The sequence below is a fragment of the Paraburkholderia sp. BR13439 genome (genome assembly GCF_040948805.1).
Taxonomy (GTDB): domain Bacteria; phylum Pseudomonadota; class Gammaproteobacteria; order Burkholderiales; family Burkholderiaceae; genus Paraburkholderia; species Paraburkholderia youngii.
The window spans coordinates 98,440-112,812 of record NZ_JBFPKN010000003.1 but is presented as its reverse complement, the minus strand read 5'-3'; the positions used below and the strand labels follow the sequence as shown (position 1 = coordinate 112,812).

Here is a 14,373-nt window from a genome sequence, read left to right as displayed (position 1 = left end):
AAATCTCGTCGAGCGGCGTGCTCAACGCGCACCGTCCGCGTCGCGCCGCGTCGGGTGCGCTTCGAAAAACCTCAGCCGCGCGAGCGTCGATCGATCAGTTGCAGGATCATCGGCGTGAAGATCAGCTGCATCGCGAGTCCCATCTTGCCGCCCGGCACGACGATCACGTTCGGGCGCGACATGAAGGAGTCGTGCAACATCGTCAGCAGATACTGGAAGTCGATGCCTTTCGGCCGCGCGAAGCGGATAACGACGAAGCTCTCGTCGGGCTGCGGGATCTCGCGGGCGGTGAACGGATTCGACGTGTCCACGGTCGGCACGCGCTGGAAGTTCACATGCGTGCGCGAGAACTGCGGGCAGATGTAGTTCACGTAGTCGGGCATGCGCCGCAGGATCGTGTCCACCACCGCTTCGTGCGTGTAGCCGCGCATCGTCTGATCGCGGTGCAGCTTCTGGATCCATTCGAGGTTGATGATCGGCACGACGCCGATCAGCAGATCCGCATGCCGCGCGATGTTGACCTTGTCGGTCACCGCCGCGCCATGCAGCCCTTCGTAGAACATCAGGTCGGTATTGGCCGCGACGTCCTCCCACGGCGTGAAGGTGCCGCCGTCCTGCTTGTACAACTGCGCTTCGGCCGCGTCGTGCACGTAGTGGCGAAACTGCCCGCTGCCGTTTTCGCCGTAGCGCGTGAACAGGGTTTCGAGTTCTTCGAGCAGATTTGCTTCCGGCCCGAAGTGGCTGAAATTCGGCACGCCGTCGCGTTCGCGCTCCTGCATCGCCGCGCGCATGCCGTTGCGGTCGTAGCGATGGAACGCGTCGCCTTCGACGATCTGCGCATTGATGTGCTCGCGTCTGAAGATATGCGTGAAACTCTTCATGACGGTGGTGGTGCCCGCGCCGCTCGAGCCGGTCACCGCGATGATCGGATGTTTGACTGACATGCGTTTGTCTCCGGATGACTGTGTTTCTGGTGCGGTGCGCTGTACGTCTGTGCGCTCAGTCGCCGATCACGCCGTGAAATCCGGCAGGAACAGCGAGCGCGTGCCGAACAGCGGCGACGAGAACGGCTTGTCCTCGCCGCGGTCGTATTCGCCGTGATAGCGCGCAATGCGCTCCACCTCGACCTTCGAGCCGAGGATCACCGGCACGCGGCCATGCAGCGCGCGTGGCGCGAGTTCGAGAATGCGCTCGCGTCCGGTGGTCGCGAGGCCGCCCGCCTGCTCGACCAGAAAGCTCATCGGGTTCGCCTCGTAGAGCAGGCGCAGGCGCCCTTCCATCGCAGGCGTTTTCGAGTCGCGCGGATACATGAACACCCCGCCTCGCATCAGGATGCGATGCACTTCCGCGACCATCGACGCGATCCAGCGCATGTTGAAGTCTCGCGCGCGGCAGCCGCTGCGGCCGTCCTTGCACTCCTGCACATAGCGGCGCACGGGCGGCTCCCAGAAGCGCTCGTTCGATGCGTTGATCGCGAACTCGCCGGTCTCTTCCGGAATCCGGATGTTCGAATGCGTGAGCACGAAGTTGCCGATGTCGCGCTCCAGCGTGAAGCCGTGCGTGCCGTTGCCGACCGACAGCACCAGCATCGTCGAGGGTCCATACACGGCATAGCCGGCCGCCACCTGTTCGCAGCCCGGCCGCAGGAACGCGGCTTCGCTGCTTGCATCCTCCGCCGGGTCGCGCGTGCGCAGCACCGAGAAGATCGAGCCGACCACGCCGTTGATGTCGATATTCGACGAGCCGTCGAGCGGATCGAACGCAAGCAGATACTCGCCACGCGGATACTCCGGAGGAATCGGGTACACGTGCTCCATTTCCTCGGACACCATCGCGGCCAGCAAGCCGTCCCACTCGCATTGCTGCACGAAAATCTCGTTGGTGGAGACGTCGAGCTTCTTCTGCTCCTCGCCGTGCGTGTTGAGCGTTTGCGCGGAACCGTAGTTGCCGCCTAGCGCTCCCTTGGTCAGCATCGCCGAGATCGATTTGATGGCGGCCGCTACGTCGATGAGCAGCGCGGAGAGTCCCGCCGTGTCCCGCGTGTCGTCCGTACACGGCGGGCGATCGAGCGTGTCGATCAGGAACTTCGAAAGTGTCGTGCGTCCGTCCTGCATGGCGTTCTCCTTCGATGGTGTCGTGATTCAGCCCGGCGGCGCCGTGACGGCGCGCGCGGTGGAAGGCGGTGGCGAGGACGGCTGCATTGGCTCGTCGAATACGCGGCTCGCGCGCACGTCGGCGGCGTCGATCAGCGTCAGCGCGGCGGCATCGATCGGCTCGCCGCCCTGTAACGCGCTCGCGAACAGGCGGTTCGCCTGGCGCAGCCGCGCGCGGTCGAGCGCATTGCGCACCGAGCGCGCGTTGGCGAAATTCGGTTGCCGGATGCGGCGCGCCAGATAGTCGGCGAACGCGCGGCGCGACGCGGCATCGAAGCGGTAATGCATGGTGTCGAGCATCCGCTCGGCGATTTCGAGCAGTTCGGTTTCCTCGTAATCGGGAAACGTGATGTGATGCGCAATGCGCGAGCGGAAACCCGGATTGCTCTCGAAGAACACTTCCATCCGCGACGCGTAGCCGGCCAGAATCACGACCAGGTCGCTGCGCTGGTTCTCCATCGTCTGCAGCAGGATTTCGATCGCTTCCTGCCCGTAATCGCGCTCGTTTTCCGGGCGATACAGGTAGTACGCTTCGTCGATGAACAGCACGCCGCCCATCGCGCGCTTCAGCACATCGCGCGTTTTCGGCGCGGTGTGACCGATGTACTGGCCGACCAGATCGTCGCGCGTGACCGACACCAGATGATTGCGGCGGATGTAGCCGAGCCGGTGCAGCACCTCGGCCATGCGCAGCGCGACCGTCGTCTTGCCGGTGCCGGGGTTGCCGGAGAAGCACATATGCAAGGTCGGCGCGCCGCCCGCGAGACCCAGCGAAGCCCGCGCGCGTTCGACCAGCAGATGCGCGGCGACTTCGCGAATGCGCGTCTTCACGGGTGCGAGCCCGACCAGATCGCGTTCGAGTTCGCCGAGCACGTCGCCGATGCCCGAGTCGCGGTACAGCGCCGCGAGGTCGATGTGGGGCGTGGCGTCGTCGCTGTGCGCGGCGGACGCGGGCAGTGCGTCCACGATAGCGGCGTCAGTCATTGCTCCTCCTTGCGGTTTGTCGCGTGCCTGTATTGCACCCTCGTGCCCGATCAGAGGATCAGCCCGTTGCGCCGTAGCGCTCGCCCGCCGGCCGGTCGGTCGCATAGCCCGTCATGCTGTAGCGCTGCGTGCGCCCCTGCGCGTCCTCGCGCGACAGACGGAAGCCCGGCTCCACGTCCGGCCGGTTGACGATGAACGACAGGCGCATCGTCTCGAAGGTGCGCTCCGAATCGAATGCGTTGACCTTGATGTAGTGCTGCGGCCGCGCTTCGCGACAGGCCCGGACTTCCTGCAAGACGCCTGCCGCGTCGTGCAGGTCGAACATCGGCAGGCCCCACATTTCCCAGTACGTGTTGCGCGGATGCGGGTCGTCGGTGAATTCGACCGAACAGGCCCAGCCCTGGCGCAGCGCGTAGTCGATCTGCAGGCCGATTTCCTCGTCGGTCAGTTCGGGCAGAAAAGAAAACGTTCCTTGAGTAATACGCATGACGAACCTCGTTGATGGATGTCGCGTTCAGAACGGCGTCAACGATGCCCCGCGCGATGCCGTGGCACCACGTTGCGGATGCGCTCGTGAAGCGCTGGCGGGTAAAGCTCGGCTCTCTTAAGCCGCAGTCGGCGTGGCGGCGAAATCGGGCGTATCGGTCGACGCGTAGTTGAAAGTCACGTCGCGCCACGTATCGAGCGCCTGCTTGAGCGGCGTGCACCAGCGCGCGGCGGCTTCGAGCACGTCGGGCCCTTCGCGCAGAATGTCGCGGCCCTCGTTGCGGGCCTTGACCATCGCTTCGAGCGCGACGCGGTTCGCGGTCGCGCCGGCCTGGATGCCGGCCGGATGGCCGATCGTGCCGCCGCCGAACTGCAGGATCGCGTCGTCGCCGAACAGGTCGAGCAGTTGATGCATCTGCCCCGCGTGAATCCCGCCCGAGGCGACCGGCATCACCTTGCGCAAGCCGGCCCACGGTTGATCGAAGAAGATGCCGCGCGACAGGTCCACCGCGTTGTGCGCGTCGCGGCACACGTTGTAGTAGCCCTGCACCGACAGCGGATCGCCTTCGAGCTTGCCGACCGCGGTGCCCGCATGCGCATGATCGACGCCCGCCATGCGCAGCCATTTGGCGATCACGCGAAACGAGATGCCGTGATTGCGTTGCCGCGTGTAAGTGCTGTGCCCCGCGCGATGCAGATGCAGGATCATGTCGTGCTTGCGGGCCCAGCGCGACATCGACTGGATCGCGGTCCAGCCGATCACCAGATCGATCATCACGATGCACGAGCCAAGCTCCTTCGCGAATTCGGCGCGCTCGTACATGTCCTCCATCGTGCCGGCCGTCACGTTCAGGTAGTGCCCTTTGACCTCGCCGGTTTCCGCCTGCGCGCGGTTCACCGCCTCCATCGAAAACAGGAAGCGGTCGCGCCAATGCATGAACGCCTGCGAGTTGATGTTCTCGTCGTCCTTCAGGAAATCGAGGCCGCCGCGCAGGCCCTCGTAGACCACCCGCCCATAGTTCTTGCCCGACAGCCCGAGCTTCGGCTTGACCGTGGCGCCGAGCAGCGGGCGTCCATACTTGTCGAGCCGTTCACGCTCGACGACGATGCCGGTCGGCGGTCCCTGAAACGTCTTCAGATACGCGACGGGGATGCGCATGTCTTCGAGCCGCAACGCCCTCAGCGGCTTGAAGCCGAACACGTTGCCGATGATCGACGCGGTCAGGTTCGCGACCGAGCCCTCTTCGAACAGATCGAGTTCATACGCGATGTACGCGAAGTACTGCGGCTCGTCGGCGCGCGACACCGGCACCGGTTCGACGCGATACGCCTTCGCGCGATACATGTCGCAGGCGGTCAGGCGGTCGGTCCACACGACCGTCCACGTCGCGGTCGACGATTCTCCGGCCACCGCGGCCGCCGCTTCCTCGGGTTCGACACCGGGTTGCGGCGTGATGCGAAAGAGCGCGATCACGTCGGTCTCTTTCGGTTCGTAGTCCGGTTGCCAGTAACCCATCTCGCGGTATTTCATCACGCCTGCCGCGTACCGCTCGCGCGGATTGTGCGGATCGCGCGCTTGATGTCCGGGCTTGATCGGCGGTTGACTGAAATCGTTCATGACGTGTCCTCGAAGGTGGCAAGCGCACTGCCGGAAGAACGAAGCGCTTGAGTTGCACTGTAGGCACGGACACGCTCAAGGGGAATTCACGATTTTATTTGGCAGACTTAATGGATCGATTATCGCTATCACATCGTTAGTTTCTTTTTCACGCCATGAAACGGCAATGGGAGCAGAATCGCCTAGTGTGGGAGACGGGCACGGGTGACAGCGCAATCGGATTGGCGAATCGCGATGGAACACTTTGCTTCGTTTCCGCCACACCGCGCGGACGCTTGCGTCTGGCAACCCGCGCGAGCGCCAGGGCGTGGCGCAATTCGCCGAGCGCTGTATTAGCCCTCGAATGCGCGCCCGCCTGGCCGGCCGGCACACGCACGGGCATGGAGATTGCGTGATGCCGGCTGCCGTCGAGATCGGGCATGAAAATTCGCCGGGCCGGCGGCTCAGAGCAGTTCGAACCGCAGTTCCAACCGCAGTTTCAACCGAAGGAGAAAGCACGTATGCAATGGACGACTCCGAGCTACACCGACGTACGCCTCGGTTTTGAAATCGTGATGTATGTCGCTACGCGTTAAGCCCGCAACCGGGCCGCACGCCGCGGCCCCTTTGCGGTTCCCGTTTGTGTTTGACCTCTGCTGACGGCCGGCCTTCCGGCGCTGTCGGGACAAACGTTCCCAACCATGATCCACGAAACGATCGTCACCACGGCAGCGTGCGATGGCCGTCCTCATATCGCGCCGATGGGCGCGCGCTACGAGGGTGAGCGCATCATCCTTGCGCCTTTCCGACCGTCGGTTACGCTCGACAACATCGTCGCGACGCGCGCGGCCGTGCTGAATTTCACGACCGACGTGCGCATCTTCGCGGGCTGCGTCACGCACTGCGCGACCGATTGGCCGACCGTGGCCGCAAGCCGTGTCGCGAGCGTGCGGCTGGCCGAATCGCTGGCCCACGCCGAACTCGAACTCGACGAACTGCAAGACGACAAAGAGCGCCCGGTACTGGTGATGAAATGCGTGCACCGCGAAAACCACGCGCCGTTCGCGGGCTTCAATCGCGCGCAGTCGGCGGTCGTGGAAGGCGCGATTCTGGTAAGCCGGCTTTTCATGCTGCCGGCCGACAAGGTCGATCGCGAAATGGCCTATCTGCAAATCGCGATCGACAAAACCGCCGGCGACAACGAGCGCACCGCATGGGGCTGGCTCGTCGCCGCGGTCGCGCGATACCGCGCGAATCTGGAAGGGGCGGCCAATCACGCCGCCGCTTCCGCCCATCATTAGGGTCTGTTAGACCCTCAACCCGTTTGCCGCGGAGAATCCCGATGACCGCATTGCTTGCGAGCGTCCGCTCGGATGAGGAAGCATTCGACGCCGCACGCGCCGGCGCCGAGCTGATCGACCTGAAAGAACCGAACGACGGCGCGCTCGGCGGCCTGTCGGTCGGCGCCATTACGAACATCGCGCGACAGCTGCGGGCGCGCTATCCGGTCAAGCCGATCAGCGCGGCGATCGGCGACGTGCCGGCGGATGCGTTCGACGAGATCGCCACGCGCGTGATCGACGTCAGCGACGCCGGCGTCGACTATGTGAAGGTCGGGGTCGCGCGCGGACCAGCCGCGCGCCGCTGCATCGAGCAGCTCGCGAATCTGCCGGCCACTGTCGTGCCGGTGCTGCTGTGCGACGGCGGCATGGACGACGACCTCGTCAGCCACACCGCGGCGCTCGGCTTTGCCGGCCTGATGTTCGACACCGCGAGCAAGGACGGCGGCACGCTGTTCGATCACGTCGATGTCGACTCGCTCGCACGCTGGTTGCGGCTCGCGCGTCAGCGCGGCGCGATGGTGGGCATCGCCGGTGCGCTCGGCTGGGCGCAACTGCCGCAGATCCGTGCGCTGGCGCCCGACGTGGCCGGTTTTCGCACCGCGCTGTGCGCCGACGGGCGCCGCTCGCGGCTCGATCCCGAGCGCGTCGCGCAATGGGCGAGCGCGTTGCATCGGCCGGCTGGCGAAATCCGCGTCGATGGCGGTGCGCCGCTGCCGGGCTCGACGAGCGCGACGCGGCCATAGCCACCGCTCACATCACCGGAATGTTCAGCAAACGGTCGCGCATCAGCGCGACGTTGCTTTTGTCGAGCAGTTCGACCACATAGTTCGCATCCGTCACGTAGTCGACGAACTTGCGGTCGACTACGCCCGAGGCGGCCAGCATTTCGAGCGGATCGTCGGCGGCGATCGGACAGGATTTGACGACGATCAGCCGCTCGGCGTTGAGCATCGTCGAAAGCCAGGCGGCAAGGCTGTCGGAGGTCGTGTCCCAGTTGCTCATCGCGTCGGGCGTGTCGCGCATCAGCGCGGTCGGAACCCACACGGCGACGTGGCCGTCGCGCAACGTGCGGCGGATCTTCGCCTCGCTCGACGCGATCACCAGTTCGGGCGACACACCTTGCATCAGCAGCGCGTATTGCGTCATCGCGAGCAGACACATGTTGTGCGCGGCCAGATCGTCGAAGTTCCATTCGCCCTGGTATTGGCGCACCTTGTCCGCGAAATCGCCGCCGCCGGGCACGATCACCACGCGTCCGCCGCCGACTTCGCATAGCTCGCTGAGCCAGTGGCGCAGTGCCGGGTCGTGACTCAGGCTGCCTCCGATCTTGACCACCCACATGACTGTTGTCCTCGCGTCCAGTTGAGTGCCCGGCTGGGTCGCGTCGTTTCGCAACCTCGTTCATCACCGAACTTGTCCCGCTCGCCCAATCGTCCCCACTGTCCCTCTTTGCGCTACTCGTGCGCTGGCGCCCCGTCTTCGGGCGGCGCCGCGCCGGTCAACTCATGCCGCGCGCGCGGCGACGCCACGCGCGCTTCGCCGCTGCGCTCCCGGTTCGCGCGCCGCGAGCAGCGCGACCGCCACGCTCGGCGCGCAGGTCGCCGCCCACGCCGCGCTGGCATCGGGCACGCCCGCCAACGCGCCGAAGTCGATATAGCCGCGCGCTTCGTCGCGCGCCAAGGCGGCGACGAGGAAGCGACCGCAGCCCGCGCCCACCAGCGGCGCGGCCGCGAGCGCCGGCTGCGCGGCGACCACGCGCATCAGGTTTGCGCCGATTTCGCGCACCTGCAGCGCCCGCCAGCGCCGCGCAAACTGCAGCCATTCGAGGTCCGACGCGTCGTGCGCGTCGTGCCCGATCATGCGCGCGAGCCGCGCGCGGCTCGCCGCCTGTGTCTTCGGTCCCTGGTCGGCGCTCGGCTGCACGTCGTGCAGCGGGTCCAGTTCGCCCGTCAGCCGGTAGACGTCGGCGGTGGTCGCAAACCATTCGTTCATCACGTTCAGCGTGGCGCCCCCGAACTCGATCCGATGCGCAACGCCGCACAACGGCGTGCGCACGACGCCGTGATACACGAGTTCGCCGCTCGCGAGCCGGCCCGCATCGGTCGCGCCACGCGCGACGACCCGGCCGTCGACGATCGGAATGATGTCGGTGGTGGTGCTGCCGATGTCGATCAGCAGCGCGTTCGCCATGCAGGTAGCGACCCAGCTCGCGGTCGCGAGCCAGTTCGCCGACGCGACCTGGCGCCAGCCGGCCGCGCAGTCGTCGGCAGCGAGCCAGCCGGCGTCGCCGGCGTAGAAACGCAGTGACGAACCGAGCCGCTGCGCGAGTACGGCCACGATCGCGCGCACGCCTTCGGCGCGGTCCGCGAACAGGTCGACCATCTCGCCGGTCATCGTCACCGCATGCTGCGCGGCGTCCGTGCGGGCCTGCGGCCAGCGCTCGAAGACGAGGTCGATCGTCCGTTGCAGATGGTCGAGCCCCTGCCACAGCGGACACGGCCATTGCACGACGTCGAGCACGGCGTCGCTGCCGTCGATGAGCGACACCTTCACGTGCGCACCACCGACGTCCCAGCCGAACCGCACCGCCGGATTCGAACGGGCGGGGCTCAAGGACGCACCTCGAATGTGAACGGATTGGCGCGCGCCGCGCCGCAGCGCTCGAGCCGCACGCCATGCGCGGCCAGCAGCGCGCGCGTCAGGCCGCTGCCGCGCACCGCCGACAGCTCCGCATAAGCGACCGTCAGACGCGGATTCACCTCGATCACGACCGGCCCACGTTGCGGATGCCACACGACATCGATGCCGACGAAGCCGCGCAAACCCGGGATGGCCCGCGCGACGCGATGCGCGAGCGTGTCGAGCGCGCGGCCCATGTCGCTGTGCTGGTCGATCTGATCGACCAGCACGCCGTCGAACTCGACGATCCGCGCAACCTCGCCCGGCGCGTCGCCGCCGCTCAGCCCGATCTGCTGACGGTTGATGCTGAGCAGCTTGGTCGCGTCGCCGCGGCAGATCAGCGACAGGCTCAACGGCTCGCCGTCGACCCACGCCTGCAGCACCGGATTGCGCGCCGCGGCCGCGCGCGCCTCGTACTCGGCGCAGGCATCGGCGAAGCGCTCGTAGACGATCGTGTCGAGGCCGCCCGCGCCGTCGTCCGGTTTGACGACCCAGCGGCCGCCGTGCTGCGCGGCCGGGTCGCCGGGTTCGAGCGCCGGCGTCGTCGCAATGCCATGCGCGGCAAGACATGCCGCGGTCGCGCTCTTGCTCGACGCGACGCGGATCGCTTCCTTCGCGCAGCCGAGCCACCGGGCGGTGCCGACCGCATCGTGAAAGCGCAGCAGCAGGCCGTCGCATTCCGGCGCGACGACCCACGCGTAGTCGTGCTCGCGCGCCACGCGCGCGACGAACGCCGTCATCGATTCGCCGGGCGCGGCCATACAATGAGCGTCGCCCGGCGCTGGTGTTTCGAAGCGCGAGGTCGCGAACGTGACCTGCACGCCGTCCAGTTCATGCAGAGCAGCGACCAGCGCGTCGCGCATCACGCGTCCTTCGACGATCAGCGCGCTCAAATCGGCGAGACTGCCTGTGCCGGCGAACGCGGGGTCGATGCCGCCGCCGGTGAGATACTCATAAACAAAGATCTTGGTCAAAGGAAAGCGCCCCTCTATGCAGGTGATACCTGTTCTCGATCTGCTCGACGGCCAGGTCGTCCGCGCGGTGCGCGGCGAGCGGAGCGCCTATCGGCCCATCCAGTCCCGCCTCGTCGCGACGAGCGACCCACTTGCTACCGCCCGCGCGCTACTCGAAGCCAGCGGCGCGCGCACGCTCTATATCGCCGATCTCGGCGCCATCCTGCAGCGCGGCGCGCATGCTTCGACGCTCGCCGCGTTGCGCGCCGCGCTGCCCGGCATCGAACTGTGGCTCGACGCGGGCTTCGCGGACTACGCATCGATGCGCGCGCTGTTCGAGCGCATCGACGCTGCTGTCGATCAACCCGACCGCCGGGCTGCCAATTCCAACCTCGCCAACCTCGCGACCGTCGTGCCGGTCTTCGGCTCCGAAACGCTTCGCGAAATCCATGCCGTGCACGCGGCGCAGCGCGCCGGCCTCGCGCCGATCCTGTCGCTCGATCATCGCGCCGGCGAACTGCTCGCCGCGACCGCGCTCGATTGCTCGTCGGCATGGTGGCCGTCGCGCGTGATCGCGATGACGCTCGACCAGGTCGGCAGCTACGCCGGCCCCGACCTCGCGACATTCGAGCGCCTGCGCGCGCAAGCCGCCGCGCACACCACGCTGATCGGCGCGGGCGGCATCCGCAATCAGGCCGATCTGGCCGCCGCGGCGGCCACCGGCGCAAGCGCCTGGCTGGTGGCGTCCGCGCTGCATGACCGGCAGATTGACTGCGCGCCTTCCGATTCAGCGTAGGCCTTCCATACAATTTCCATGCCACGCGTTCTGACAGCGCTGTCTGTAAACGCAACACAAGCCGGACAGTTTGCGTGTGACACTCTGCTCCAGAACGGCACACATTTTGTATGGCGCAGCGGGCGTTCGAACCCGCGCGCCGACGCACGATCGGGCACGCTTGCCGCCGGTACTTCGCGCAGGTCGATCCGCTGAATGCAAAGCGGCATGACCGTAAGCGCGGCCCCCTTCGGCGCGGCGCTCGCCTGCCGATGCGTCGTCCAAAGATCGGCATGGAGCTTGCTAAACCTGGCCCATGCATAGTCCCGCCATCGATCCATCGCCCCCTAGCCCGAGCGCAACGCGCGCCGCGACGCTCACACGCGACTGGATCTGTCCGTTCTGCCCATTGCTGTGCGACGACTTGGTCGCCGCTTCCCACGACGACGGCACGCTCGAAGTACCGGACACCGAATGTTCGCGGCTCGCGCACGCACTCGCGCAGTACGGCGCGGCGGATGCGCAATGCGGATGCGTGGTCGATGGCAACGAAGTCGACATGGATACCGCGCTGGCGCGCGCCGCACAGTTGCTCACGAACGCGCGCCGCCCGCTGTTCGGCGGCCTCGCCACCGACGTCGCCGGCACCCGCGCGCTGTATCCGCTTGCCGCCTCCTGCGGCGCGATCCTCGATCATCTGCACGGCGATGCGCTGACGCCCGCGACGCTCGCGTTGCAGGATCGCGGCGCGTTCTTCACGACGCTCTCCGAAGTGCGCGCGCGCGCCGACCTGCTGGTGTTCTTCGACTGTCAGCCGTCGCTGCGCTACCCGCGCTTCTTCGCGCGCGCGCTGGCGGGCACCGAGCTCGCGCGCGAACTCGTCTTCGTCGGCTGCGAAGCGGACCCGGCGGCGGCCGGCTTCGCGCAAACGCGTATCGACTCGCTGCTGCGCGACGCCGATCCCTATGACACGCTTGCGCTGTGGTCGGCGCTCGCCGAAGGACGCGACGCGGCCGCGCTAAGCCACGGCGATGGCAGCCAGGCGAACGTGGCAACCGCGCTCGCGTCACTTCAGGCACGCATCGCCAGCGCGCGTTACACGGTGGTCGTCTATGAACCGGCCGCACTGCCCGCGCCGCACGCGGCGCTGCTGATCGAAGCGCTGAACCGGATCGTCAAGGCCGTGAATCGCACGACGCGCGCGGCATGTGTCGCACTCGGCGGTGACGATGGCGCGTTGACGGTCAATCAGACCGTCACGTGGCTGTCAGGCTTGCCGCTGCGCACGCGCGTGTCGATGCCGGCGCGCGTCACCGGCGCCGCGCCGCTCGATCACGATCCGTACCGCTATCGGACGGCGCGGCTGCTCGCCGAACGCGAAGTCGATGCGCTGCTGTGGATCGCGGGCTTCGCGCCGCACGCGTGGCCCGCGTCGCTCGATCCCGCGCTTCCGCTGATCGTGCTCGGTCATCCGGCGCTCGCGGCTGCCGCCAGCGCACGCGGCGCGAACACGGTGTTCGTGCCGGTGGCGACACCGGGCATCGATAGCGGCGGGCATCTGTTTCGCGTCGACGGTACCGTCGTGATGCCGCTCACCGCCGCGCGTGGGGTGGCGCTGGAAACGGTGGCGTCGATTGCCGCTCAATTGAACGAACGAGTGAGCGACCGACTGAATCTGCGCGAGGATCAGCCATGACTCTCGTTCGGCTCAAGGGCGGCACGCTGTTCGACCCGATCAACAACGTCAACGGCGAGCGGCGCGATCTGACGTTTCGCGACGGCCGCATCGTCGATGTTCCCTCCACCACACCCGTCGATCGTGAATACGACGCGATCGGGATGATCGTGATGGCGGGCGGCATCGATCTGCATTCGCATATCGGCGGCGGCAAGACCAATCTGTCGCGCCTGCTGCTGCCCGAGGACCATCGCGCCGACGCGCGGGGCGCCCATGCGCCGCGCGAGGCCGCCTACGAAGCCGCGCGCGACGACAACGGCCGCTACCTGCGTCTGCCTTCCTGCGGCGTCTGCGCGCCGGGCACGCTCGCGACCGGCTACCGCTACGCCGAAATGGGCTACACGGCCGCGTTCGAACCGGCGATGATGCCGTCGAACGCGCGCCACACGCACCTCGAAATGGGCGACACGCCGATCATCGATCACGGCGCGTACGTGATGCTCGGCAACGACGAACTATTCCTGCAAATGCTCGCCGCACGCGACGACTTCGAACGTCTGCGCGACTACGTCGGCTGGACCATCGACGCGAGCAAGGCGCTCGGCGTCAAGGTGGTGAACCCCGGCGGCATCTCCGCGTTCAAGTTCAACCAGCGCTCGCTCAACGTCGACGAACCGCACGCGCACTACGGCATCACGCCACGCGACGTGCTGCGCACGCTGACGCGCGCGCTGACCGAACTGCGCGTGCCGCATCCGCTGCACGTGCATACGAGCAACCTCGGCGTGCCCGGCAACCTCGCGTCGACGATCGCGACGATGGACGCCGCCGACGGCCTGCCGATCCATCTGACGCATATCCAGTTTCACAGCTATGGCACCGAGGGTACACGCAAGTTTTCGTCGGGCGCACGGCAGATTGCCGAGGCCGTGAACGCGCGGCCGAACGTGTCGATCGACGTCGGCCAGATCATCTTCGGACAGACCGTCACGGCCTCCGGTGACACGATGATGCAGTTCCGCAACGCGCCGCTCGCGCGGCCGCACAAGTGGGTGGTCGGCGATATCGAGTGCGACGCGGGTTGCGGGGTGGTGCCGTTCCGCTATCGCGAACAGAGCTACGTGAACGCGCTGCAATGGATCATCGGCCTCGAAACCTTTTTGCTCGTCGACGACCCGTGGCGCGTCGCGATGACCACCGATCATCCGAACGGCGGACCGTTCACGAGCTATCCGCATTTGATCCGCCTGCTGATGGATAAAGCGTTTCGCGATGAGCAGCTTGCGAAGCTGCATCCCGAAGCGCAGGTCGCCAGCGCGCTGCCGGAACTCAAGCGCGAATTCTCGCTGTACGAGATCGCGATCATCACGCGCGCCGGTCCCGCGCGGCTGCTCGGTCTGCGCGATCGCGGCCATCTCGGCGCGGGCGCGGCGGCGGATATCGCCGTCTATCGCGACGAGCCGGACCGCGAACGGATGTTCACGTCGCCCGCCTATGTGTTCAAGGACGGCGAACTAGTCGCGCGCGACGGCACACTGGTTGCAACGCCGACCGGCGGCATCCATTTCGTCGCGCCCGAATTCGATCGCGGTATCGAGAAAACGCTGCGCGCGTATAGCGACGCGAATCTCGCGAGCAACTTCGCGCACGCCGCGATCAGCGACGACGAAGCCTGCCGCTGCTGCCGCGGCGGGCGGCTGTTGCCCGTCGAATGTCTAACCTGAC

Annotated in this window: 15 protein-coding genes; 6 read left to right on the top strand and 9 right to left on the bottom strand. The window is 66.9% G+C overall.

The window, feature by feature from the left end; genetic code table 11:
• Nucleotides 1-71: 71 nt before the first annotated feature.
• The 6 genes from AB3X96_RS07255 to AB3X96_RS07230 form a co-directional block, all read right to left on the bottom strand.
• Nucleotides 72-944 (bottom strand): phosphoribulokinase, encoded by an 873-nt coding sequence (locus AB3X96_RS07255; RefSeq protein ID WP_368589155.1) that lies wholly within the window; start codon nt 942-944, stop codon nt 72-74.
• Between the two features lie 66 nt (nt 945-1,010).
• Nucleotides 1,011-2,114, bottom strand: coding sequence for a class 1 fructose-bisphosphatase (locus tag AB3X96_RS07250; RefSeq protein WP_368589154.1), 1,104 nt, complete (start codon nt 2,112-2,114; stop codon nt 1,011-1,013).
• Nucleotides 2,115-2,141: 27 nt separating this feature from the next.
• On the bottom strand, nt 2,142-3,137 hold the full coding sequence (cbbX, locus tag AB3X96_RS07245) for a CbbX protein (RefSeq protein ID WP_368589153.1): 996 nt from the start codon (nt 3,135-3,137) through the stop codon (nt 2,142-2,144).
• A 58-nt stretch (nt 3,138-3,195) separates the two neighbouring features.
• On the bottom strand, nt 3,196-3,624 hold the full coding sequence (locus AB3X96_RS07240; RefSeq protein ID WP_368589152.1) for a ribulose bisphosphate carboxylase small subunit: 429 nt from the start codon (nt 3,622-3,624) through the stop codon (nt 3,196-3,198).
• Nucleotides 3,625-3,741: 117 nt separating this feature from the next.
• Entirely contained in the window at nt 3,742-5,241 is a 1,500-nt protein-coding gene (locus AB3X96_RS07235) for a form I ribulose bisphosphate carboxylase large subunit (protein WP_368589151.1), read from the bottom strand.
• 148 nt (nt 5,242-5,389) lie between these two features.
• Complete coding sequence (locus tag AB3X96_RS07230) at nt 5,390-5,662, bottom strand: hypothetical protein (RefSeq protein WP_368589150.1); 273 nt, start codon at nt 5,660-5,662, stop codon at nt 5,390-5,392.
• Between AB3X96_RS07230 and pqqA the strand changes: the two genes are divergently transcribed.
• The 3 genes from pqqA (at nt 5,661) to AB3X96_RS07215 (ending at nt 7,306) form a co-directional block, all read left to right on the top strand.
• Nucleotides 5,661-5,816, top strand: a complete 156-nt coding sequence (gene pqqA / locus AB3X96_RS07225) for a pyrroloquinoline quinone precursor peptide PqqA (protein ID WP_368589149.1) — start codon at nt 5,661-5,663, stop codon at nt 5,814-5,816. The two genes, AB3X96_RS07230 and pqqA, sit on opposite strands and share 2 nt — an antisense overlap.
• Before the next feature lie 105 nt (nt 5,817-5,921).
• The gene (locus AB3X96_RS07220; protein ID WP_176120563.1) at nt 5,922-6,521 is read left to right on the top strand and encodes a DUF447 domain-containing protein; all 600 of its coding nucleotides are present in this window, start codon (nt 5,922-5,924) and stop codon (nt 6,519-6,521) included.
• Between the two features lie 41 nt (nt 6,522-6,562).
• Nucleotides 6,563-7,306 (top strand): (5-formylfuran-3-yl)methyl phosphate synthase, encoded by a 744-nt coding sequence (locus tag AB3X96_RS07215; protein WP_368589148.1) that lies wholly within the window; start codon nt 6,563-6,565, stop codon nt 7,304-7,306.
• A 7-nt stretch (nt 7,307-7,313) separates the two neighbouring features.
• Here the strand turns inward: AB3X96_RS07215 and AB3X96_RS07210 are convergent, their stop codons facing one another.
• From AB3X96_RS07210 to AB3X96_RS07200, 3 genes are all read right to left on the bottom strand, one after another.
• Nucleotides 7,314-7,904, bottom strand: a complete 591-nt coding sequence (locus tag AB3X96_RS07210; protein ID WP_176107471.1) for an aspartate kinase — start codon at nt 7,902-7,904, stop codon at nt 7,314-7,316.
• 162 nt (nt 7,905-8,066) lie between these two features.
• Nucleotides 8,067-9,176: a hydantoinase/oxoprolinase family protein gene (locus AB3X96_RS07205; RefSeq protein WP_368589147.1), complete on the bottom strand. Its 1,110-nt coding sequence runs from the start codon at nt 9,174-9,176 to the stop codon at nt 8,067-8,069.
• Nucleotides 9,173-10,216 carry an ATP-grasp domain-containing protein gene (locus AB3X96_RS07200; RefSeq protein WP_368589146.1) on the bottom strand — a complete coding sequence of 348 codons (1,044 nt, stop codon included), beginning with the start codon at nt 10,214-10,216 and terminating at the stop codon, nt 9,173-9,175. The genes AB3X96_RS07205 and AB3X96_RS07200 overlap by 4 nt, the downstream gene beginning before the upstream one ends.
• Before the next feature lie 16 nt (nt 10,217-10,232).
• Between AB3X96_RS07200 and AB3X96_RS07195 the strand changes: the two genes are divergently transcribed.
• From AB3X96_RS07195 to AB3X96_RS07185, 3 genes are all read left to right on the top strand, one after another.
• Complete coding sequence (locus AB3X96_RS07195; RefSeq protein ID WP_368589145.1) at nt 10,233-10,991, top strand: HisA/HisF-related TIM barrel protein; 759 nt, start codon at nt 10,233-10,235, stop codon at nt 10,989-10,991.
• 295 nt (nt 10,992-11,286) lie between these two features.
• A complete protein-coding gene (locus AB3X96_RS07190) occupies nt 11,287-12,666 on the top strand; it encodes a formylmethanofuran dehydrogenase (RefSeq protein ID WP_368589144.1) in 1,380 nt (459 codons plus the stop codon).
• Nucleotides 12,663-14,372, top strand: coding sequence for a formylmethanofuran dehydrogenase subunit A (locus tag AB3X96_RS07185; protein ID WP_368589143.1), 1,710 nt, complete (start codon nt 12,663-12,665; stop codon nt 14,370-14,372). The genes AB3X96_RS07190 and AB3X96_RS07185 overlap by 4 nt, the downstream gene beginning before the upstream one ends.
• Nucleotide 14,373 lies beyond the last annotated feature (1 nt).

What these genes read in the sequence shown, in the direction of transcription:
- AB3X96_RS07255 (WP_368589155.1), bottom strand. Translation starts at nt 944, where the DNA reads ATGTCAGTCAAACATCCGATCATCGCGGTGACCGGCTCGAGCGGCGCG.
- AB3X96_RS07250 (WP_368589154.1), bottom strand. Translation starts at nt 2,114, where the DNA reads ATGCAGGACGGACGCACGACACTTTCGAAGTTCCTGATCGACACGCTC.
- cbbX (WP_368589153.1), bottom strand. Translation starts at nt 3,137, where the DNA reads ATGACTGACGCCGCTATCGTGGACGCACTGCCCGCGTCCGCCGCGCAC.
- AB3X96_RS07240 (WP_368589152.1), bottom strand. Translation starts at nt 3,624, where the DNA reads ATGCGTATTACTCAAGGAACGTTTTCTTTTCTGCCCGAACTGACCGAC.
- AB3X96_RS07235 (WP_368589151.1), bottom strand. Translation starts at nt 5,241, where the DNA reads ATGAACGATTTCAGTCAACCGCCGATCAAGCCCGGACATCAAGCGCGC.
- pqqA (WP_368589149.1), top strand. Translation starts at nt 5,661, where the DNA reads ATGAAAATTCGCCGGGCCGGCGGCTCAGAGCAGTTCGAACCGCAGTTC.
- AB3X96_RS07230 (WP_368589150.1), bottom strand. Translation starts at nt 5,662, where the DNA reads ATGCCCGATCTCGACGGCAGCCGGCATCACGCAATCTCCATGCCCGTG.
- AB3X96_RS07220 (WP_176120563.1), top strand. Translation starts at nt 5,922, where the DNA reads ATGATCCACGAAACGATCGTCACCACGGCAGCGTGCGATGGCCGTCCT.
- AB3X96_RS07215 (WP_368589148.1), top strand. Translation starts at nt 6,563, where the DNA reads ATGACCGCATTGCTTGCGAGCGTCCGCTCGGATGAGGAAGCATTCGAC.
- AB3X96_RS07210 (WP_176107471.1), bottom strand. Translation starts at nt 7,904, where the DNA reads ATGTGGGTGGTCAAGATCGGAGGCAGCCTGAGTCACGACCCGGCACTG.
- AB3X96_RS07195 (WP_368589145.1), top strand. Translation starts at nt 10,233, where the DNA reads ATGCAGGTGATACCTGTTCTCGATCTGCTCGACGGCCAGGTCGTCCGC.
- AB3X96_RS07190 (WP_368589144.1), top strand. Translation starts at nt 11,287, where the DNA reads ATGCATAGTCCCGCCATCGATCCATCGCCCCCTAGCCCGAGCGCAACG.
- AB3X96_RS07185 (WP_368589143.1), top strand. Translation starts at nt 12,663, where the DNA reads ATGACTCTCGTTCGGCTCAAGGGCGGCACGCTGTTCGACCCGATCAAC.